24 protein-coding genes are annotated in these 22076 nt (G+C 34.2%); 16 read left to right on the top strand and 8 right to left on the bottom strand.

The window, feature by feature from the left end; genetic code table 11:
• Positions 1–19: 19 nt before the first annotated feature.
• Positions 20–556, bottom strand: coding sequence for a transcription antitermination NusB family protein (locus tag BGO42_RS07520; protein ID WP_273246735.1), 537 nt, complete (start codon positions 554–556; stop codon positions 20–22).
• Positions 557–606: 50 nt separating this feature from the next.
• Positions 607–1410 (bottom strand): hypothetical protein, encoded by an 804-nt coding sequence (locus BGO42_RS07515; RefSeq protein WP_273246736.1) that lies wholly within the window; start codon positions 1408–1410, stop codon positions 607–609.
• Between the two features lie 555 nt (positions 1411–1965).
• Here BGO42_RS07515 and BGO42_RS07510 point away from each other — a divergent pair.
• The 6 genes from BGO42_RS07510 (at position 1966) to BGO42_RS07485 (ending at position 6724) form a co-directional block, all read left to right on the top strand.
• Entirely contained in the window at positions 1966–2313 is a 348-nt protein-coding gene (locus BGO42_RS07510; RefSeq protein WP_273246737.1) for a hypothetical protein, read from the top strand.
• Position 2314: 1 nt separating this feature from the next.
• Positions 2315–2827, top strand: a complete 513-nt coding sequence (locus tag BGO42_RS07505; protein ID WP_273246738.1) for a hypothetical protein — start codon at positions 2315–2317, stop codon at positions 2825–2827.
• Between the two features lie 270 nt (positions 2828–3097).
• A complete protein-coding gene (locus tag BGO42_RS07500) occupies positions 3098–3367 on the top strand; it encodes a hypothetical protein (protein ID WP_286749014.1) in 270 nt (89 codons plus the stop codon).
• On the top strand, positions 3367–5055 hold the full coding sequence (locus tag BGO42_RS07495; RefSeq protein ID WP_273246739.1) for a DUF262 domain-containing protein: 1689 nt from the start codon (positions 3367–3369) through the stop codon (positions 5053–5055). The genes BGO42_RS07500 and BGO42_RS07495 overlap by 1 nt, the downstream gene beginning before the upstream one ends.
• Before the next feature lie 576 nt (positions 5056–5631).
• The gene (locus BGO42_RS07490; protein ID WP_273246740.1) at positions 5632–6168 is read left to right on the top strand and encodes a hypothetical protein; all 537 of its coding nucleotides are present in this window, start codon (positions 5632–5634) and stop codon (positions 6166–6168) included.
• 163 nt (positions 6169–6331) lie between these two features.
• On the top strand, positions 6332–6724 hold the full coding sequence (locus BGO42_RS07485) for a DUF6966 domain-containing protein (protein WP_273246741.1): 393 nt from the start codon (positions 6332–6334) through the stop codon (positions 6722–6724).
• A gap of 32 nt (positions 6725–6756) precedes the next feature.
• Here BGO42_RS07485 and BGO42_RS07480 read toward each other — a convergent pair whose 3' ends face one another.
• Positions 6757–8190: a S41 family peptidase gene (locus BGO42_RS07480; protein ID WP_273246742.1), complete on the bottom strand. Its 1434-nt coding sequence runs from the start codon at positions 8188–8190 to the stop codon at positions 6757–6759.
• Positions 8191–8630: 440 nt separating this feature from the next.
• On the bottom strand, positions 8631–9014 hold the full coding sequence (locus BGO42_RS07475) for a winged helix-turn-helix transcriptional regulator (RefSeq protein ID WP_177735119.1): 384 nt from the start codon (positions 9012–9014) through the stop codon (positions 8631–8633).
• Between the two features lie 96 nt (positions 9015–9110).
• Between BGO42_RS07475 and BGO42_RS07470 the strand changes: the two genes are divergently transcribed.
• From BGO42_RS07470 to BGO42_RS07430, 10 genes are all read left to right on the top strand, one after another.
• Positions 9111–10031 carry an alpha/beta hydrolase gene (locus BGO42_RS07470; RefSeq protein ID WP_273246743.1) on the top strand — a complete coding sequence of 307 codons (921 nt, stop codon included), beginning with the start codon at positions 9111–9113 and terminating at the stop codon, positions 10029–10031.
• On the top strand, positions 10028–11188 hold the full coding sequence (locus BGO42_RS07465; RefSeq protein ID WP_273246744.1) for an MFS transporter: 1161 nt from the start codon (positions 10028–10030) through the stop codon (positions 11186–11188). The genes BGO42_RS07470 and BGO42_RS07465 overlap by 4 nt, the downstream gene beginning before the upstream one ends.
• Positions 11189–11460: 272 nt before the next feature.
• Positions 11461–11715, top strand: a complete 255-nt coding sequence (locus BGO42_RS17895; protein WP_353681425.1) for a zinc-ribbon domain-containing protein — start codon at positions 11461–11463, stop codon at positions 11713–11715.
• 102 nt (positions 11716–11817) lie between these two features.
• Positions 11818–12894 (top strand): nuclease-related domain-containing protein, encoded by a 1077-nt coding sequence (locus tag BGO42_RS07460; RefSeq protein ID WP_273246745.1) that lies wholly within the window; start codon positions 11818–11820, stop codon positions 12892–12894.
• A 183-nt stretch (positions 12895–13077) separates the two neighbouring features.
• Complete coding sequence (locus tag BGO42_RS07455; protein WP_273246746.1) at positions 13078–13749, top strand: hypothetical protein; 672 nt, start codon at positions 13078–13080, stop codon at positions 13747–13749.
• A 118-nt stretch (positions 13750–13867) separates the two neighbouring features.
• On the top strand, positions 13868–14278 hold the full coding sequence (locus BGO42_RS07450; RefSeq protein WP_273246747.1) for a hypothetical protein: 411 nt from the start codon (positions 13868–13870) through the stop codon (positions 14276–14278).
• A gap of 141 nt (positions 14279–14419) precedes the next feature.
• Positions 14420–14890 carry a hypothetical protein gene (locus BGO42_RS07445; RefSeq protein ID WP_273246748.1) on the top strand — a complete coding sequence of 157 codons (471 nt, stop codon included), beginning with the start codon at positions 14420–14422 and terminating at the stop codon, positions 14888–14890.
• Between the two features lie 37 nt (positions 14891–14927).
• Positions 14928–15530 (top strand): hypothetical protein, encoded by a 603-nt coding sequence (locus BGO42_RS07440; protein ID WP_273246749.1) that lies wholly within the window; start codon positions 14928–14930, stop codon positions 15528–15530.
• A 167-nt stretch (positions 15531–15697) separates the two neighbouring features.
• On the top strand, positions 15698–16138 hold the full coding sequence (locus BGO42_RS07435) for a VOC family protein (protein ID WP_273246750.1): 441 nt from the start codon (positions 15698–15700) through the stop codon (positions 16136–16138).
• Between the two features lie 78 nt (positions 16139–16216).
• Positions 16217–17143, top strand: coding sequence for a hypothetical protein (locus tag BGO42_RS07430; protein ID WP_273246751.1), 927 nt, complete (start codon positions 16217–16219; stop codon positions 17141–17143).
• A 42-nt stretch (positions 17144–17185) separates the two neighbouring features.
• On the opposite strand, the gene BGO42_RS07425 is transcribed toward BGO42_RS07430, so the two are convergent.
• The 4 genes from BGO42_RS07425 to BGO42_RS07410 all read right to left on the bottom strand — a co-directional run bounded on the left by BGO42_RS07425 (position 17186) and on the right by BGO42_RS07410 (position 22073).
• A complete protein-coding gene (locus BGO42_RS07425) occupies positions 17186–18172 on the bottom strand; it encodes an SH3 domain-containing protein (RefSeq protein WP_273246752.1) in 987 nt (328 codons plus the stop codon).
• Positions 18173–18496: 324 nt separating this feature from the next.
• Positions 18497–19021, bottom strand: a complete 525-nt coding sequence (locus BGO42_RS07420) for a phage tail protein (RefSeq protein ID WP_273246753.1) — start codon at positions 19019–19021, stop codon at positions 18497–18499.
• 89 nt (positions 19022–19110) lie between these two features.
• On the bottom strand, positions 19111–20004 hold the full coding sequence (locus BGO42_RS07415) for a tail fiber domain-containing protein (RefSeq protein ID WP_273246754.1): 894 nt from the start codon (positions 20002–20004) through the stop codon (positions 19111–19113).
• Between the two features lie 26 nt (positions 20005–20030).
• The gene (locus tag BGO42_RS07410; protein ID WP_273246755.1) at positions 20031–22073 is read right to left on the bottom strand and encodes a hypothetical protein; all 2043 of its coding nucleotides are present in this window, start codon (positions 22071–22073) and stop codon (positions 20031–20033) included.
• Positions 22074–22076: the final 3 nt, after the last annotated feature.

The raw sequence follows: 22076 nt of genomic DNA, 5'->3' as shown, positions 1-22076 counted from the left end.
AGATATGAGAAATATAAGACTACATCCAGCCTAATTCATTTTCTATTTCTTGACGTAACTTTGTTCTAATTTGCTTCGGTGCTTTGATAATATAATTTTTAGTTAAGATTTGAGATTCTCCTGTTAAACTTTTTAAATACTCAATCCTATTATCAATTTTATCCTTCCAATTTTCAGTAAGATTTGTCCATATAACCGCGTCAATTTCTTCTTTATTTATCCAATCTAAAATGTTTTGCTTATAGTTAAAATCATTTGGAAAAAATTGATTTACTATTTTATTATAAAAACCAATATTTTTAGCAATTGTATTTTCTCTCTCACGTAAATTTTGAATAGCTTCGTCTAAGTCTTTGCTATTCGAAATTGAATATAAAGTTTGAACTGCTGCTACACCTTGATTAGTGATGACTAATGTAAGTCTGCCATCTTTTGAAACTCTTGAAAATTCTATTGGTAAAATAGGACCATTTGCAGACCAGTTAAAATCAGTATCATAATTTAAATTTTCAGGATTCCAAATTAATGAACCCCAACCTAAGATTGCAATCTTCATGTTTCTTCTTTTAGTTATATTGTATTTTTAAATTCTTCTTTAATATTACTTCAAAATCCGTCATCTGGATATTTAATAAAATCAATTTCTTTCAGACAATTCATAAGTGCATAAATAATATTGGTTAATTTCTCATTTATTTTCAAAAAAACATAATCATTTTCTCCTACCATTTCTAGAAAAGTATCATTTTTAAATATAAACTTTATGTTTTCAAATTCATACTCAAAATCTTTTCCTTTATAATATCCTGCAGAGTGTGAAATACAGTTCCTAAGTTTTGAACAGAATTCTATGAACTCTAAATCTTGTTTAGGATCTGAGGAATAGCAGGTGTCTTTGTACTTAGAAAGAAATCTAAATTTCCGAGATAAGGGTATGAATGTATTTTTTTGGAGTTCACCCAATAGTGTTTCTTTCTTTTCATCAGGTAAATCATTACATATCCTAATAACTTTATTATTTAAGCCCTTAATTATTTTATTCAAATTTATATCATCAATAATTTCTTCAAAACAAAATGAAACTGTTGTTTCAAAGTTTGTAAATGAATCTACAAATAATTTTCGATTTAATTCATTATGATAGGCATCAGAAAGTAGTTTATGATCGGCGATTTCATAGATTCTTGTAATATGAGGTTTTAGCTCAATTACACTAGGGTCAAATTTTATTGTGCCATTTTTTATTTCTTGGCAAACTTTATAAAATATCTTTCCGTGATAGAATTCATTAATTATTGAATAAAGATTTTCAAAGTAAGCTTTACGAACATCATTCTCTTTTAAATTAATATTGTAAATAATTGATTTTATTTTTAAGGTTACTTCATGAAGTTTATTGAGGTTTTTCATGTACATTTCAAATTTGCATTATTTTCAAAATAAAATAAAACTTAATACCCATTCCAATAATTGAACATCTAATTTTCAACCTTTTTTGATTGTAATTTTATTTCATTATATTTGTTCTGTAAGATTTCAAAATTTGCGACTCAAAAATGAGGGGCAAAAGCGAGACCCTAAATTAGGAAAAAAATATATAATCCTTATATATAAACGTATTAGAGAAGGAGTACAATTCCCTCTTTCTCCGCGAAATCCGGTAAATTTAAAATTTACCGGATTTTTTTGTATATAAAAACTATATCACCTCATTCAATTAGCTTTATTCTTCCTCATATAAATAAAGCTATGTTTTTATTTATCAATTAGAAATTACTATTTCAATACTTTAAAATTCCTTTGGCTATAAATTAGGTAAAAACACGTATTGCTTTATTGCATATAAATTATTTTCTTTCGGGTTTACGAAATACAGCTATATAGCTTTTTACGAAATAAATAAGGAGAAAGTTTCGTATAAAACAATGTTAGCGGCAATACTAAACCCATAACTTGATAAAAACCATGGATGAGAATCAGATAATTAAACAGATTAATTACGAAATCGATAATTGGCAGTCTAAAATGGTCGAACGTAATATTTATGTTCAATTAAGTCCAAAAGCAAAAAAATTTATCATCGAATTGATAGAAAATATTCAGGAGGACCAATCAGAATACTGGAGATTAAAGACAGCTTCTGAATCAATGCAAAATTTAGCAATGGCACGAATTCCTGAAGCTTTAGATATTGTAATACGTCAGAAACGACTGATTTTCCAACAAGAAGCTTACATCAGTTCGTGGGAAATCTGGAATGTATTATCTCGAATTTTAATAAGATTTTGTTTCATTCCCGAAAAAGACATGTAATATGGCAAACATTAAAGAAGCCTACACGGCCGTTATTGATTTCAACAAAACAATTATTACAATTACTTCAACTGTATTAGCAGCATTGATATCGTATCTGGTATTCCAAGACTATAATTTATCATTCCAAAATTTAATAAGTCCTTTAGTTCTTTTAATATCATTGATTTTTTCTTTTTTTGGAATTGGGTTAGCAATTCCTGCTATAAATACTGATACGTCAAGAATATGGGCAGTTCGTCACTCAAATATAGGCGCAAGTATTATGCTTATTGGAATTTTTTGTATTGGATTTATTCAGCCAAAAGAAAAATTAAGCATTGATAAAGTACTTTTAAAAATTGAAACCTCTATAAAAAGAGTTGAACCAAGTCTAACTCAAAAAAACTGTAAAAGTTTCGAACTAATAGATGATAATTATATTATTTTTTATTCCCAAGATTCACTTCATAGAAGAGTTGTGTATTCATTAGATAAAGATAATATAGTTTCTTTACAGCGTGAAAAAAAATAAGTCCTGCTGCTAACAGCGGTTTTGCGCAACTGGTGTTTTTGTTGTAAAAGTTCGTTTGGTTTTCCATAATTTCGTTTTATCCAGCCGAGAGAACTCAGCTTCAATTTCCACAACAGTCGCAAAGCCACAAGACGTTACCTGCTATGTTAAGAGCGACTGTCCACAACGACACAGTTTGACCGACTGAGCAAAACTAATAGGGAAAGTTGAAAACCGAATAGAGTAAGCACAAATGAAAAACCAAAATTAAATGGCAAATTATTACTGTAAATGGTGTGGTTACAAATCTTCAAGAATATTATCTTTAACTTCTCTTTCTTGCTCAAAAATCCAGAAGGAAAAAAACACGCTTTGTATGACGGAAGTGAAAAATCTCAATACACTTGTAAATATTGTGGTTATAAATCTTCAATTTTATCAAGTTTAACGTCCTTTTCTTGCTCAAAAAGTCTGAAAAAAAAAGCATCAACCAGCAATGTAAAATCTTTTATCAAAGGTGGCGAAACTACCTTTGATATTTTTAATCCGAAATTTATTTAATGGAAGCATCTACAACTATAAAACAAATGTTGGCAGGCAACAAAATTTTTGTGCCGACATACCAAAGAGCATATTCTTGGGATACTGAACTTGAAAAAACAAATTTACCAAAACAGACTAACATGTTTTTATCTGACTTGGAAAACTACAATAAAAGTTCAACCAAATCAAAATATTATTTCGGACATTTTCTATTTGAAGAAAAAGACGACAAAAAATTTGGAATAATTGACGGACAACAACGAATGACAACAATCGTTATTTTTTTGTCAGCATTATTTAGTAGATTAAAACAAATCCGAACTTTAAGTGAAACCGAACAAGAAACATTTGAAGACATCATCAAACGAAACTCAACTTATCGTTTTGAAACAGTTGATTATGACGACAGATTTTTTAAAGATTGTGTAATCGACCAAAGTAAAAAAGACAGAAATGGTATAAAAACCGTTTCTGCAAAACGTATTGCAATTGTGTTTGATTTTTTTACTTCACAACTTTCTGATAAAGACGAAATTTATTTATTGAAAATGTTGGACACGGTTCAGAACGCATCTTGCACAACACATCCAGTAAAAGACGCATCGGAAGCAATTCAAATGTTTATTTTCCAAAACAACAGAGGTAAGAAACCTTCAAATTTGGAAATTATCAAAGCTCAATTTATGTTCAACGTTCATCTTTATGGTGGCGAAGAAAAAGAAAGTCTAATAAAAGAAATCAAAGACCGATTTGAAGAAATTTATAAATCTATTTCTTCAATTGAATACATAATTAACGAAGACGATGTTTTGGTTTACACACTTCGTGTTCATTTCAATTCTCTTTGGGAAACAAATGCAATCGACAAAATAAATAAGTTATTATCGGAAGCAAATCCAATTCCATTTATCAAATCGTTTACTCAATCGCTTGCAATAAGTTTTGAGCATTTAACAACTTTTTTCAGCAAAGACGAAAGAGAAAATTTAGAAATTCATTCGCTTGTAACACTTGGTGGAATTGGTATCGCAATGCCGTTTATAATCAAAGCTTACAAATTTGGTTTACCAATAAATCAAATTAATTTGCTTTGTAACAAGCTGGAGACAATGGTTTTGCGACACAGACTAATCGGGACAAGAGCCGAAATCACATCACGACTAAATGACGTTTATCTAAAATTTACTTCTGAAAATCCAGACATCACATCAATAAATGTTAGAATTGATTGGATGAAAACTACGCAAGATTGGTGGTGGTCATATTGGGGAAACAAAGAATTGGAGCGTTCCATTCAAGGCGGAATAAATCATACAACTGCAAAATATTTACTTTGGAAATACGAAAACCATTTGGAAGGACAAGGGAAAAGCGGTTACTCACCTACTCGCTTTGACAAAATTGAAAAACCAGAATTGGAACACATTGCACCGAAAACTGAAAATCCTGAAACAGGTTATGATAGCTATGACGAGGAATTTATAAATGAATACATCAATTGTTTAGGAAATTATTTGTTGCTTTCTAAATCACATAATTGTTCCGTTGGTAACAAACCATTTGCTGAAAAACGCAATAGTTACAATCATTTGGAACAACAACGTGAAATACAGAAAATGACGACGGTTGAAAGTGCAACTTGGACAAAAGAACTTATACAGCAACGTAAAGACAAAATCGTTAGATTTATAATAGAAAATGTGTAACCCAAAACAACACAGCAGGTAACATCGGTTTGGCAATATGGCAGCTGAAATGTTTCTATGGAACAATTTGTACAAAGTTCAAATTTTGTTTTTCGATTGAACTTTAGTACTGAAAATCAGTCACATCACCAAGTCGCGGAACGTTATAAATAAGTAAGCCATAATAATACTAAACAATACGGTTATATATATCCATCACCCAACCCCTATCAAAATACAGCAAAAGCGGCATTAGGTGTTCGACTGTGATACCTCACTGATACCTCACAGCCTACAGCTTTATAAAAGCCTTGATAACCTTATCAGGGCTTTTTTTGTCGTTCATGATAGACAGGATTATAAATCGCACTTCTGGAACTTCATTTGAATTTTGCTTTGTTACATTCAATAAAACTCCCCTTCGCTGCCGTACGATTGTATCGTGTGGCATTTTTATCACTTTCTCAAAAAATTATCTTTAGACTATTATAATGAAAAAATTATATAATATTGTTGCTCTTAAAATGTTTGATTTATAATACTTCGTGCGGCAGGGAGGAATTATAGAAGATCTGAGCATAAAAACAGAACATAAAGGTGGAAGAATCAGTCCGTTTTATACAAAATACAGAAATTCATATAGCGTTTTTCCTAAAAAAGAGAGATATTATTGTTAATGATTTAAAAACCATTTCGAATAATTGGGAACTTTATTTTTTTCGGTTTAATGAATTAAACGAAAGCGAATTAGACAAATATTTGGCTAAGGACAGTTTTTATATAGAAGGTGCTATGTATATAGCATATTATGGAAAAGAACTCATCGGATTTAAACATTGGGATTTAATAGATCAATTATGTTCCTATTTTATTAATTCTATTTATGAGATAACAATAAAGAATAAAGAATTTGAGAAATTTTGTTTCCCAGACCAGCCTGTTGAAGTTACTTTAACAAAAGAAAAAGAATTTATAAGTATCAAAATAGGTAATGAAAATCCCGTTTTCCTATACAAGGATATATTTATTAAAGAGTTTTTAAATGCCTGTAAAAATCTTTATGAAAGAATAAATGGAAATTCTTATAAATTGGAAATTGAAAAGATAGAAGAAATTCGGAAATATTTAAAATAAAAAAATGATTATATTAATATTTTAGCAAGGTATAGTCAAAGTGAATTTCAAAAAATTTATGTGATTATTGAAACGAATTGAAATATATGACATCGGATGTATGCTACTATAAATTCGTTACAAGTACGTTTAACAAATCATAGTCACATCGAAACTTAATAATATGACAGCAAAAGATTATTGCATTGAAATACAAAAACTCTTAACGGAAGCCGGGGAATTAAATTGGGCAAAATGTTTTGAAAATTTCATATCAGAATTGGAACTATCAAAAGATAATTCAGCCTATAGAAAAATAATCTCAATATATGGAGGAATGGGGTCTTTTGATGATTTAATACTATATAAAGACGGTGTCCTCTGCCAAAAAGAAAACGACACTTTACATACATTAAAAAAGGAATTATACAAGAAAGTGACCGGTTGGAAAGAAAGTGTTTATAATCCATCCGATTCAGATATCAAAAAACCTGGTAAATTTATTGAAACAGAAAGGTATTTCGAACCCGGAAACTATGATCACTTTTCACATAATGACTATTTGAAAGATAAATAATGTTCATCGTAGCACATGGGCTTTACTCGCTTCTATTCTACTCTTGAAAGTGTTTTAAATATGAAATCCATTTGTCTATCAAATCCCGTTTTTAAATCATCAGCCAGAAGCTGTACTTCGACGTCTGGCTTTATTCCTTTTGGATCATTTTTAAAATTCGGAGTTTTCATTTTGTACTGAAATACAGGTATCCATACCAATGTTTTAGAATAAGGCAGAACAAATGCCCGACCACCCGAATTACTATAATTACTTCCCTGAGAATATTCTCCATAAAATTTTCCAATTTTATATTCCCGCATTAATGCTAATAAATGCCCGGTGGTTGAAAAGCAACCTCCATTAATCAAAACACTAATATGCCCTTTGTAAAAATTTGGTTTATTTTGTTGTTTTTTAAACCACCAGTAATCAGCTGCACTATTGGTTGTTGAGTTGCAATTCAGTCCGTTTCTTTTCTTAGTTTCGGCTAAATTTATTTCTTCAATGCTTTCGGGATATTGCGCATAATGCTTCCAGCTTTTCACACTATTATACTTTGCGCCAACATAATCAAAATAGTAATAGGGTTTATCGATTAAATAAGAAAACAAATAATTGGCAATTTCCGCAGCTCCACCACTGTTATCGCGTAAATCAATAATTAGATTTTTAGTTTTCAGGCTGTCAAGTTTTGCGAAAAAAATATCTAATTGATTTTGCGCAATCTTTCTATCGGCCTCATTATAACCATTTCCAAAGGAATGAAACTTGAGAACGGCAATTTTATCTTTTCTAATTTCAGTTGTTAAAGGTTGAATGTTTTCGGTGGTGCTTTTTGTGAAGTTGTCAAAAGTAATTCCTTTTAATACTACTTTCTGCTTTTGGTTATTTTTGTCTATGCATTCAACTTCAAATTTTTCACTTTGGTTGTAAATAAAATAATAAAAAGGAAAATTCTTAAATTTCGTATTTAATCCTGTTTCATTTCGACCTTCAAGATGAATAATTTTTTTGACATCTTTTACAATCGCATCAATATTTTCTCCGTTTATTTTAAGAATCTGTAAACCTGAATAAGTGTTGTTTTCCTTTATTGAATTATCAAAATAATAATTATTTTTAATCTGATAAATACTGAATGGAAAAACGGGTTTTTCTTTTAACAATGCCGTAATTTGCCCTCTATCAACGGTTGTATGCCCATCTTTGATTTTTGCCATTAGGGTGGCTGTGAGTTTGTAATAATCTACAATGGAAAGATCTCCTTTGATCGAATTCTTCAAGTCAAAATAGGTTTTGTCAAATTCTTTTTTCGAACAAAACATAAACTGTCCCGGATGAATCGTATTTGTCAAGTTATATAGCTGCGTAAATTCTGAAGAAATACTATCTTTTTTTAACGTTTTATCTAACAATGATTTATGTTGTCCATAACTGAAATTCATCACAAAGCATAAAAACGGGAATATTATTTTAAAATTCATTATCTAATTATTATTCAGGCTTATTATTTATTGAATGACACTTAAAACCAAATATATACATTGCGTTACTATGATACAAATATAAGTACATTGATTGTCTTTTGTTTTACTTTAAATCGTTGTTAACCGCACAGAAGATATAATAAAGAGTCTGCAATGTCCGGACGAAATACACTAAATCCTGTTTCAATATTAGTCAATAAATCGACTGAACCGGAGAATGGGAAAAGGAATTCTGGACAGATGATAATATGCTCTACTTCAGATTGGTTACAGAGGAGAAAGAAGACGGAAATATATATGTATTTTATAAGGTCAGAATAATTGAGCGATAAACACAGGATCTGATTGCCAATCAATCTGTTTGAGATAAAATATGGCAATCACTTTACCGAAACTTACATTTAAAGAATACATACTATTTCCTATTCAGAGGGAGATCAAATCCCATTAACCGGCTCCTTTTCGAGTACTATTTTTTTATGTTTTGCCCCCCATTCGCTCAATTGATTCCATATAGGTACCAATTCCTGGGCAATGTCTGTCAGCTCATAATCTACTCTTGGAGGAACTTCTGCGTAAACGGTTCGCTTTACCAACCCTTCCTTTTCCAACTCCCGTAGTTGAAGCGTAAGCATACGTTCCGTAATACCATTGATCTGATTCCGCAATTCACTGAATCGTAACTTCCCCTTTTCAAGTTGACACAGGATCAGTAGTTTCCACCTACCGCCTATTTTGCATACCGCATAAGTCAGATTACAACTTTCTACTATATAAGTCTCATTCAACATATTAGTTGAATTCTCTTTTCTTTTTCCCATTACTTACAAATTTGTTAGTACCATACAATTGAATGTGTAGCATACGAAAGTAGTAATTACCCGATACATTTGCCGTATATCTTAACATAAATTAATATGACATTGTCTGAACAAGTAAATAAAGTATTGGCCTATATTCAGGACATTGAAGTGCCGGCAAATCTTACTCCCTGGGAAACAGGAAGAGCTTTTTATGAGAATTTTATTCCCCTGGCAGGAGAAAAGGAAACTGTTTTTCAAATTGAAGAACAAACCCTGTTAAAAGACAACCATCCAATCCGGTTACGGATTTATCGCCCGAATGATACTAAAAAACTCCCCGTTATCATTTATTTCCATGGAGGCTGGTTTAACGCCGGAAGTTTGGAAACGCACGATACGCCACTACGCCAGCTAACCAATCGTTTACAGGCAATTATCATTGCAGTTGATTACCGGCTGGCTCCGGAATATCCGTTTCCATTCGGATTAAATGATTGCGAATTTGCGATGCAGTGGATTATCGATAATGCAGTATCACTTCGTATCAATGCCAACAAGATTTCGATTGCCGGTGATAGTGCGGGCGGCGCTTTAGCAGCAACTGTCACAAGAAAATTCCGTCAGCATATTATGGCACTGCTCCTCATTTATCCGGTTACCGATAATTCGCTGAAAACAGCTTCCTGGATTGAATTTCAAAATGGTCCGCTATTAGATTTAAAAGGCGGTATTCAGGCCTGGAATTGGTACTTACCCAACATAGAAGATCAAAATAATCCCGATGCCATTCCCCTATTGGCAAATGACTTTGAGGCATTACCTCCCACATTTATAGCCGTTGCGGAGTACGATCCGTTGCGGGATGAAGCTGTTCAATATGCCAAAAAGCTGCAAACCAACGGAGTAAATGTAACCCTAAACTTGTATAAAGGGACTACACACGGGTTCTTCCAAATGGGCGGGTATATTGATGATACAGAAGTATTAATACAGAATATGTCCGATTTTTTTAAAACTTACAGTGATACAAAATGAAAAAATACGCTTATATAGGTTGTTTAGGGTTTATAGCCGTTATCACAACCGAGTTCGGTGTTATCGGTATTTTACCGCAAATTGCAGCACATTACAACATCTCTATTGATAAAGCCGGCATATTGCTCAGTGCCTTTGCATTGGTCATCGCATTGACCGGTCCGTTTATGACCTTATTGGTTTCCGGAATTGATCGCAAAAAGATAATGCTGACGGCTATCTTTATTTTTCTGCTAACCGATGTTATCTCCTCCTTTTCACCACCTTTCTGGTTACTGATGCTGGTACGGATATTACCCGCGTTTTTACAACCTGTTTATATTTCCACCGCCTTAGCGGTAGCGATAGCAAACGGTAATAAGAAGTACGAAAACGAACTAATGAGTATTGTTTTCAGTGGTGTGGCAATTGCGATGGTGTCAACCGTTCCGTTTGCCACCTGGTTAGCCAGTCAGTTTTCATGGGAATATTCATTTATTATCCAATCGATAGTAAGCATTATAGCTCTTTTAGCCATTTATTTCTTCCTACCCGATATGCCGGTAACAGCGAAAAAATCGTATGGAAGTCAGTTAAAAATATTGACTCAGCCAACATTTATTGTCAGTACGGCTATGAATTTTTTTATGATTGCCGGGTGGTTTTCTACCTACAGTTATTTTGCCGAATACCTGAACAAAGCTAAAGGTCTGGATAGTATGATGGTTAGTTATATGTTGTTTCTGTTCGGTATAATTGGCGTCATCGCTAATCGTATTTCAGGGAAGATGCTTAATAAAACTATAGCCAATACCACAGCCTTGTTTTTATCCGGTACTATTCTGATTCCGTTATTGTTGCATTTTTCAGACACGAACACCATCGCTATAATTTTCGTTATTGCACTTTGGGGCTTTCTGTATTCCCCTAGTTTTCTGAATGCTTCCACTTATATGATTTCATCAGCACCTAAGTCTTTGGAATTTGCCAATAGTCTTGCCACTTCATTCGGGAATCTGGGTATTACCGTAGGCACAACCGTTGGAGGATGGATTATTGCTACAAAAGGAGTACAATACACTCCCTGGCTTACATTACTATTTGGTGTATTAGCATTTGCAATGATCGTATTGCGGAAATACTTGGAGAAAGGAAGTATATCGGTACAGAAAGACTAATTCCTTCTTTATTTACAACTTTATAAAAAGCCCGGATAGTAGAATCCGGGCATTTATTTATATCCCTATTTACTTTATTCTTCCTCTAATAAATAAAAGCGACTCTCTTGTTTTATTACAAACTCTAATTCAATATTTTAAACTTTATTAGCCTATAAATTAGGTAAAAACACGTATTGCGTTATTCTACACAAATTACTTTCTTTCGGATCTAACTGTATCTCTAGTTGTTAGCGAATTAAACTTCAAAAAATTAACTTTAATCTCAAATAATGGCATTAATAAATTGTCCTGAGTGTGGAACAGAAGTTTCCGATAAAGCTGAAAAATGCTTAAAATGTGCTTATCCAATAACCAATAACAATAGCAAGAGTGATAATATTAGCTCAAATTCAAATTCGAGTTCCAAGAACGAAACGAGGGTTGTGGTTAAAGCAAAAGAGGGTTGCTTTCTTCAAACTTTAAATACGGGTTGCTTTATCATTGCTATAATAATTGTTATATTGATTCTGGGAGTTCTACGCTAAATTGTATAATGTCACATAATAGCAATTTTGTAAAATTGGGACTTTTAGCAAGTTTTAAGACTATTAGTAATAACACGCAACAATTAACAATCGGTAGAAAAAATGTGCAAAACTTATAATACCATTGGCTCACTAACGACTTTAAAATCAAATTTAATACAAAATAACATCCATGACTTTAAGTCATTAAAAGAAGTTATTGATTTTCAAAAGTCATATTCGATTCTCCGACAACAATTGATTACGCATCACGAAAATCTTATTGAACAGGAAAAAAAGATACTCGATATCGATTTACCGAATTTAGACACAACAATTGCAACGCAAAGGCAACAATCAACAGAACGATTAACCAACGAAATTGATATGCTGAAACAAAAACTGCATATTACAACAAACAGCACCCAAAAAAACATTTTCCATAAGGTAATCAGTAGTTTAAAGCAACGAAACTATAAAAGAGTAATAAAGCATAAAGAAACCCATTTTGATAGTAAAGTCAATGCAGCAGTTAGCCAACTTATTACCAATTATCAAGTCAAAACCAATCGCTATCAATTTATAACAGCTCATTTTAACGATGCAGTAAAACAAAGTGCGCAAAATTCTTTATATGAACTTGAAAGAAAAAAATCGGTAATCGGTGCACTTAACAACTACATTTACGGCGCGTTAGGCGAACAAAAAGTAGTTAAGACATTAGAATCGCTATCGGATGATTATTTTTTAATTAATGACTTTTCAGTTACGTTTTCACCTGCAATCTACAATAGGCGCGAAAATGAGTATATCAAATCAGTTCAGATTGATCATATATTGGTAAGCCCATCGGGAATATTTATTATTGAGACCAAGAACTGGAGTGAAAAATCTTTGGAAAATCTGAGCTTACGTTCGCCTGTGGATCAAATCAAAAGAGCAAATTTTGTATTATTTTATCTGCTAAATAATGAGAAGAGTAACTATCATTTACACTTAAACAGTCATCATTGGGGAGACAAAAAAATACCGATCAAAAATCTAATTGTATTGATCAACACAAAGCCACAAGAGGAATTTCAATATGTAAAGATTGTGACCGTAAACGAGCTTCTTAATTATGTAAATCATTTTAAACCTATATTTTCATCCGCTGAAACAAAGAGAATAGCTGAAATGATTTTACGGATTAATGGGTAAAATAGATAAATCCACTTTTAAAAATCATATTTAAAAACTAACAATCAACAAGTTACACACTAACACTTTAATTTATTAACTTCGTTTTATTCAGCTGAGCGAACTCAGTTTCAATTTCCGTAACAGTCGTCATACCCTGAAATGTTGCCGCAAATATTAAATTTAACTACTAAAAAAATAAAAATGAAAAATAAAATTATTCGATTATTTGGAGATAGTAAAATTTTGGTTGTAGTGTTTCTTTCTTTACTGTGTGCCTCATTTTATTCATTTTATTACAACATTCCTTTCCTATCTTGGATTATTGTAATTCTTTTAAATACATACCTAGTTTATGTAGTTTTTTATGCATCCATAAAAAGTGATTCTCATAAAGGTGAAAATTGGTTTTGGGGTAAAGTCATTCCAAACCGGTTTTCCGGAGTAATTGTATTTGTATGTATTTATTTATGCATAATTCTTGGATTTTCAGAGATCCTATTAGCAGAAGAAGCTCCAAATTGTAATACCAAAGAATGTGCATTTTTCAAAAGCTTCATTTCTTTAACTTCATTTAGTTTTGATAATTATGACGGGCAAACATGGCATTTGCAAAAAATACAAATGTGGCACTCCTTTAATGGATTGCTTCTATTAACAGCAACGTTCGGGTTCTTAATTTCTCGCATTTCAAATTTTAAAGAAAAAATTTCATTAGAAAAATTGGATCAAAAAATAGATCTTTTAAAAAGATCCGAAGAAGACAAAATAAAAATCGAAAAACTTCATCAATTTCTTAATGAAAATCAAAATCTCACCTCTGAGGTCCGCGAATTAAAATTAAAAATTGAAAATTTGAAGAATTCCAACAATTAACTGCAATCTTAAATAATAGCAGATCCTCAACTTCAAGTTTTTCTTCACGAAAAATACTATCTTTAATCAAAATTATCCCCAAAGGTTCTAACACAATAGATCCAAACAGCAACCAAACATGATTAAAATAAATCTAAACGCACTTGAAGGCGAACTTGATATCGAAATCAAAAAAAATGATGATCACTATAATCTAATCGTCATTCTTTCGAAATCGGACTACTTTCAGGAAAACGGTAAGGCCTGGCATAAAAAAATTGAAGACAATCAAACGATATTTAAAATTGCTGACCTGATTAAAGCGTGTTATACTACTCCATCCATCCCCAAAGGCATAACAATTAATGACGGTATCAGTAGAAAAATCAGTCTGGAAGATTCCGTTTCTATCCATCTCGCTCTTCAAAATAGCTATTATACAAATACAAATGAGTCAGAATTAATAAAAAGTATCTTTGAATATGTTTGCGAACTGATACAGGATCCGGTTCTGGAAAAATATATAAACGTTTTTGATTACTCTAAATAAATTAACAGCGATATAAATCATTACTGTTTAATCCTTCGGGTTTTCGGGTATCCTGTTTCACAACAAATATTTTGTAAATTGACGCATCGTTTTTAAACCTCAAACGTTAGAAACAAAAGCAATTTTATCAATATCGGAAATATGGATTCAAATAAAGGTTTCAGATTATCGGCAGAAGCAAATACGTACAATTCGGCATTACGGATTATAAAATCCAAAGGCTACAAAATATTTTTATATCCGGACCAAAGTGATGACCTTTACGGTACGTATTGGGCGATAAAAGAAAACCGGGATTTTATTGCTGAAGATCCGCTACAATTATTAGGAATCATTACGATTTGGGAAACAAATGGGGATAAATGGAGCGGACCAAATCATGAAAATATACGGGACAAAATCGCAAGTAACGCTTTTCCGGATAGTGTTGCGGATATTGAAAAACTGAGCGAAGAAGACTTTGAAGTACTGGTTAAGGACTATACTATTTTTTTAAATCGAATTTTCCCGAAACAAGTAATACCTGTCAACCCAACAAGACAAGCGTTTTTTGATGTAATCAGTAACTTCTACAAATGGGATTTGGAACAATTTTACGAATGGGAAAAATAGCACCTTTACAAGGCTTCAAAACGTAAACTACAATTTTATGGAAACAACATTTGAAATAAACGATCAAAACCTTTTACACTTTTTGGCTGCAACAAAAACGAACGATTCTTGTGGTGGCCATACCGATTTTTTGGAATGGCATAACGAAACGGAAGAATTGAAAACGAACCTGACTAAAATCGGACAAATTGCAATTCAGCCCAACGAAAAGCAATGGGATTCCCAATATTGGGGACAGGATGCTAAAATTCAGTTAGACCGCTACCCGTATTACGGTTGTGAAATTTTCCAATGTCAGAAATGCAACACTTTTTTCTTTTATTATTTGGAATCAGGCGGACATGGAGCCCAAAAAAGATATCGGGTTATCAGAAAAGATTTAATCGACATGGAAACCATTAAACCTGCTCATCCAATTGTAATTGACTATAAAGGCATGGATTATATGATCTATAAAAACCCCGACTTAACCTATGCTGTTTCAATTAGTAAAAATATAGGAATCGGTTTAGACGTTTACCACCAACTATCAAAAGAAGAGCAGGAAGGTTATCTGCGGGATGGCATAAATAGTCTGAACAACAGAATAAAAGATATGGATTTGAATTATAGCAATTATAAGGTAACAGCGTGGCGATAAAAACGGTGGCTAACACAGGATTACGAAATGGGTAGTTTACGTTCTCTCTTCCCGAAAAAGCGCTATCTTTAACAGAACGTAACCGGTTTGCTGCTCCACTCCTATCGCAGAGCCCGGACCGTTAGGCATCATTGTAAACAAATCGTAAATCCTAAACCAATACAATTATGGCACTTATCAATCCTCATATTAACTTTAATGGTAATGCTGAAGAAGCTTTTGAATTTTACAAAGCTGCTTTTGGCGGAGAATTTTTAAAAATTGTCCGATTCAAAGATTTGGAAAGCCCTGAATTCCAGGTAAGCAAAAAGGAAGAAAATAAAATTATGCATATTGCGCTGCCAATCGGTAAAAGTAATGTGTTAATAGGAAATGATGTTCCGGAATTTTTAGGAAGGGTCAATGAAAATGAAAACAGAAGTAAAATTTCAATTAGCACAGAAAACAAAGAAGAAGCAAATCAATTATATTATGCACTTTCCGCAGGTGGAAAAATTGAAATGCCCATTTCGGATAGTCCATGGGGTTCCTATTTTGGCATGTTTAGAGATAAATACGGCATTGAATGGATCATAGAATTTGATCCAAAATATAACGGAAGGATATAAAAACAACGAACGCCTGACAATGGTTTGACATAATAGCAGGTTGCTTAATCAACTAAAAAACAAAAAAATCATTTTAAATTGAATCATTCAGGTACTATCAGCGCAAGGATTTTCTTTCTGAAATCACGAATAACGAACAATGCCATTGTTTTTAGACGTGGGCCTACCGATTGGATTCAGATGAGTGTCTGGAATTTGGATAACGACACGCTGGAACCCGGGCAATGGATCAATAAAAAAGTACCGATGCGAAATTGTGATGTCTCGCCTTCCGGAAAATACCTGATTTACTTTGTCGATAATTTTGAATACGGAAACAGCAGAACAATCATTAGTAAACCGCCATTCTGGACCGCGCTTACCGTTTGGGAACACGGCGATGCACTTTTTGACACCGGAGGCGGATTATTCGCTGACGAAAAAACGGTATTGCTCAATTTAGATTCCGCGCAGGCACTTGAAAAATATCCCGTACCGTCTCACCTTCACGTTTCTACATTTCGAACACAAAAAGAATATTCGCTACGGAAAGGACATGTCAATTTATTACACGAACATCGGTTGGAAATGAACGGATGGACAGAACAAAATGATCCTGGTTTTATTCAAAAAGAAACGGAACAATTAACTGTAGTCAGTGATAGCTGGTCGAAAGCAGACCCGAAAAGTATAGAACCTATCGTTCCGAAACTTTGGAAAAAACCAATCACCAATAGTGCTGCTTTGTATATGATCACCTTTTACCATCCTGAACAACGCAAAAACGTGGATCTGTTTTATCTGGGAAGAAAGGACGGGAAAACGAAACTCAAAGACATTACATGGGCAGACATTGATAATAGCAACAGAATAATTGCTACTAAGGAAGGGAAATTATATGCTTCAAAAATAGCCGCCGACGGTTCCGTTGACTACACTGATCTGGAACTATTGCATGACCTGAATTCCCTAAAACCAGGTTCAATACAAACACCATTTAATATGAAAAGTTGGGAAAACTCCTGATAGCACGGTTTTTGGATCCGGCAGACTGATTTATATTTACCTTTAAAAGTTTAAATAGGATCGGGTAACCCATTTGTCACCGAGATCAGTTTTACACCAGCCGTTTACTTCTTCAAAAACAAAAACTTCTTCGTCTTTTTCAATCCGGTCAATTTTAGGGAAGTTGGTACCGGGACCCGTTCTCACATTTAAAATCGTAGCATTTACGGTGGCTCTTTTCACCGCAACCGTATATCTGGCCGCAACCCAGTGGGATTGGGTATTGGATATTTTCAGCCAGCCGTCTTTTTCTTCATACACACGCAAAACAGCTCCCAAAGGAATACCGGGACGATCGGCGGCTTTCGGACTTCCGGCATCCGGTTGCGTACGCACATTAAGACTGTTAGCCGTTACGTATACATATTTCCGGATAGCACTGCTGTCGGTTTTAATCGGATGGCTGCCTAACTTTGCTCTTACTAAAGGGGCAAAATGGTTTTCAAAATCGGGTACTTTATTGCCGCCAAAAAAGTTGGTTCCCGGGCACGATTTATTGTTTCCGGTTCCATTGTTCCGGACACCATTATCCAAACGGAACCAATGGTGATAGACTATTGTATTGGAATTAACCGGAAGATTAAACCGTTTACATAAAGCCGCAGTAATCGCGATAATCGCATCCTTTTGCAGATTCGTCATCACATCGGCATTATGATCAAAGTTTCCGAAATTCTCGATACAAATCGCATTTGCATTCTGGTTTGTAATACAGGCCGGTGACTTTTCCATACTTCTGCCGGTCACAACCGTTCCGTCCGGAAAAATAGTAAAATGCTGCCCGATATCCTGCCATCCGTTTTGATTGACATGATAATTCTTCATCGCTAATTGCCGGTCAAAATGATTGTTTCCCATAAAATGAATATAACCGGGCACATAAGTATGATGCTGTTGAATTTTTAAAATAGTCCGTCCGACTCTCCGATTTGAAATCCAGGTTTCAAATTCTGCAACGGTCATTTTGGTAAATCCGTATTTTGCTTCCATAGCACAGCTTTTTTGATCTCTTAAGACTATCTAAATTAACAACTTAGCCTTTACCGGTCAATACGAAAAAATACGTGATTTTTAGTCCCCGATTATCTTTGACCAGTATGGTAACGAAGCAAAAATGGGGCATAATCTCCCCATTCTTTACTCTTTACTCTTTACTCTTTACTCTTTACTCTTTACTCTTTACTCTTTACTCTTTACTCTTTACTCTTTACTCTTTACTCTTTACTCTTTACTCTTTACTCTTTACTCTTTATTCTTTATTCTTTATTCTTTATTCTTTATTCTTTATTCTTTATTCTTTATTCTTTATTCTTTTTACTCACTCCCTGCATAAATGATATAATTGATCACATAATACGGTTGCATGGTATTATGAAATCCGTCCCCACCTGTTCTATCGGTTCCGGATAAGATCCTATCTCCTTTAGCCGGTTCTAGTTTTGTTTTATATGGTAAATCACTATCACTGTTACCGTCAAAACTTCTGCGATGTAATCCGAAATCACCATTATTTATTGTATGATTATGACTTGGTATTTCGCCAACCGTTAATCTGTGTTTATATTCCCCTCCCGTCTGCCCAAGAGGCCAAGAAGTCTTGTTGTCGAAATTAGGATATGTACCGTCCGATTGGGAATTGTTATTCGCTTCCCCTGCACCGATTAATGTTCTTCCCGCAAAATTAGGAGTATAGCCGTTTAACAATTCTCTTAAGGTTTTATATTTTACCGGTATCTCTCTGCCATCACATTTTAACCAGCCGTCCGGTATTAAAGAATCATTAAATACAAATGGTAATATTGTTCCCAACGGAACCTGTGTAAAATCTGTAATTGTCATAGTATTATTTTTAGGTTGTTAATGGTCCTCTTGCTTTTTGCTTTTTGCTTTTTGCTTTTTGCCTCTTGCCTCTTGCTTCTTGCTTCTTATTATCTTACAGTTTCGTTTTCCGCTACAGCCGGTAATACTAACTGCTCTATTGCTTTCAGGCGATCGTTTGTTTTTAGCTGTTCTTTTTCCAGTTTGCTTACCGTTTGCACCAGGTTTGCATTCTTTGCCTCCAGCATTTCGATACGCTTTAATAATGCCTGAGTTGCGCTAACATTGAGCATCGCAATCGCTTCATAATCCACAGAATGAAAATCATGAACTTCTTTTCCGTACACAAAAACACTTCCTTCTTTCGTACAATTAACCCGGATTGCCTCTTTATTGATCGCCAGAATATCGGTAAGTATTACGTCACCGCTAAAAACCAGTTTGATTTTATCACCAACAGCAAGGTCTTTTGAGTTGACCGGTATCCATCCGTTTTGAATAGTACTTAACTGATAAACATTCGGGATAATCTCAGTCTGCTTAGTCGTCACAGCTAGCGGATATACTTGCTCCACCTGCTGAGCGATCACCTTTTTATACAACTGATTCCCTCTTTGCACCGAATCGATCATCTTATAATCTGTTATCACAATTTTCGAAAGGATATCAAGGTCATTCGCATTATTACTTACGCCCAAAATCTTTTTGATACGCGCGTCAGAAACCACATTAAACTGTTGTGCGGTTACACCGTCTGTCGCATATATCGAATTTTTTACAGTCCCCGATTCCATCACTTTAGAACTTCTGTAGCCATAAACAAACATTCCGCTTGCATTGATACTTTGTTCTCCGGAAACAACTAATCTGGCTTGTGTGGGCGTAGACGTACCGATACCAACGTTTCCGTTCGCAAGAATTTTCATTGCATCTGTACTTTGCGCATATAACGGATTCGAAAGGATAAAGAATAGAATTCCTAATAACCGATAATTTTTTTTCATGGTAGGTATATATTTGATATGAGTTTTTAATTCGCTGTTTTACAATTGAGTTGCGCTCCTTTGGTTACGGTAAATCCGGGTTCAAACGAAATACTGCCGCCGGAATTAAGAATAGTGTTTACAGAAGGCGCTACCGTAATACCTTTTACCGTAATGGAATTAGTCGCACGATAAACAGTATTCGTCTTTAAATTCGCCTGGTCGACTACATAATCGTTTTCAGCCAATTTACCGGCTGTAACTGCGATCAGATTCGTAGCCGTAACGGTATAAAGTGTTCCGTCCGGAGCCAACACTATATTCTTCTTTGTGTTTTGAATAGTGTCATCAATAGCAATTGCAAAGGCATTCGGATTGTCTGTATTGGTTTGAAATCCCAGTATTTTTTTTGTTTTACTATAAGGATCGGTTGCATAAATATGAGATGAAGCATCCGTTACTAATACCGATGCATTATCCAGTTCAGCTGATTTTTCGAAAACCTCAGCTATATTCAAGTCCGCATTATACTTTGCTAATTTGAAATTAAAAACAAAAAACACATTGGATTCCGCATCAACTACCGGCTGTGATATTCCGGTATTCACCGAACTTCCGGATGTTATAAACTGTGTTCGGGAAATACCGCCTTTATCGTCAAGATCAAATACAAAAAGTTTGTTACCGTTGTCAAAGCCGTTAAGAACAAAAACTTTAGCATTATTTTGGACAACCGGCGCCGGAATATAAAAATTAGTATCATTCTGATAACCGTCCAAAACATAATCGGATGTGGCAATTATACTTCCGTCCAAATTATCCAATACGATCAAACGACTCTTTTTTTGCTGCGTATCGACCGCTATAAAAAAGGCTTTGCTTTCATCCGGACTTAATGAAACCGGACCGTTAATTTCATTGGCTTTCGGTTCGTATTTCCATCGTATTTTACATTGCGGATAAGCCGAAAGGGCAACAATACCTGTATCCGATGGCAGATAAAGCGTACCGTCGTATCCGATTGCTGCGTTATTGTTGATGGCTGACAACTGCTTGTTGGTGGTATCCGACAGGGATTTACTAAACAGTGTATTTCCGGCATTGTTTAAATCCAATATGCTTAGTTTTCCGGATTTGGAAATATAATATAAACGTCCCTGTTCATCGATCAAAGGCCATGATTTAGCAACATCATCTACGTCTTTCTGCCATAGCACATTTCCTTTCGAATCCAGTTGCTTTACATAAAAGACTGCCGATGTTCCTGTAGTTGACTGTGTAAATACTACCGGTAAATCTTTATAGATGGCAAGCGCTCCCGTAGGACCGATTTCCTGTATATATCCGCCACCATATGGAAGTGTACGGATTTTCGCTTCCTGAACAATAGTATTACTCTTCCAATTCAGCAAACTATTGTGTTGTACATTTCCAAAAGGTTGCGCCCAATCTTCCCGAAACGGATACGGATCGATCTCGTAAGCCACCAGTAATTTTGGTTTTTTGGAGAAATTGGATGGTGTTTCTGCTGTTATCGAAGAAAAAAACCGGGTATCCTGCCCTTTTTCTGGTGATCGTGTTGCTAAGGATAAAATACCGTCCGGGAGAAAATCAGTAACCGGTTTAAGGGAACCCGGAAACTTGAGTTTCATCGATATGGATGTGGTACTCTTCCGGATCTCAGCTCGTCCCACAGGTCCTTCCGTATTATTATTTAAAATGGCCCAGCTTAATTTCGGATCGGTTAAGCTCGTTTCTGTTCCCGTCCACCCGTTTGTACCGCGTAAAGCCGTTATCATCTGAACTGAAAAATCAGACATATTAACATTCGGTCTGTTGTATAATTTCAGATTTAAAGTTTCAATCTTGGCGTTAGCCGGCAAATTTCTAAAGTCAAATTTAAAAAATGACTTATTGGTTTCGTTTCCTTTGTCATCTGCTGCAACTCGTAAATCGTTATTACTTTCTATCGGTACTGCCTTATCGATTTCCGGTAATAAAGCGGTATATTTTGATTGTGCAAAAAGTGTCTGTGATTTTGTAAGCAGCACCAACAATAAAAGCATGTAACTATACCCTATTTTATTCATAAT

The sequence above is a fragment of the Flavobacterium sp. 40-81 genome, from assembly GCF_001898245.1.
Taxonomy (GTDB): Bacteria; Bacteroidota; Bacteroidia; order Flavobacteriales; family Flavobacteriaceae; genus Flavobacterium; species Flavobacterium inviolabile.
The sequence above is the reverse complement of the archived record's forward strand: the minus strand, read 5'-3'. Positions and strand labels throughout refer to the sequence as shown.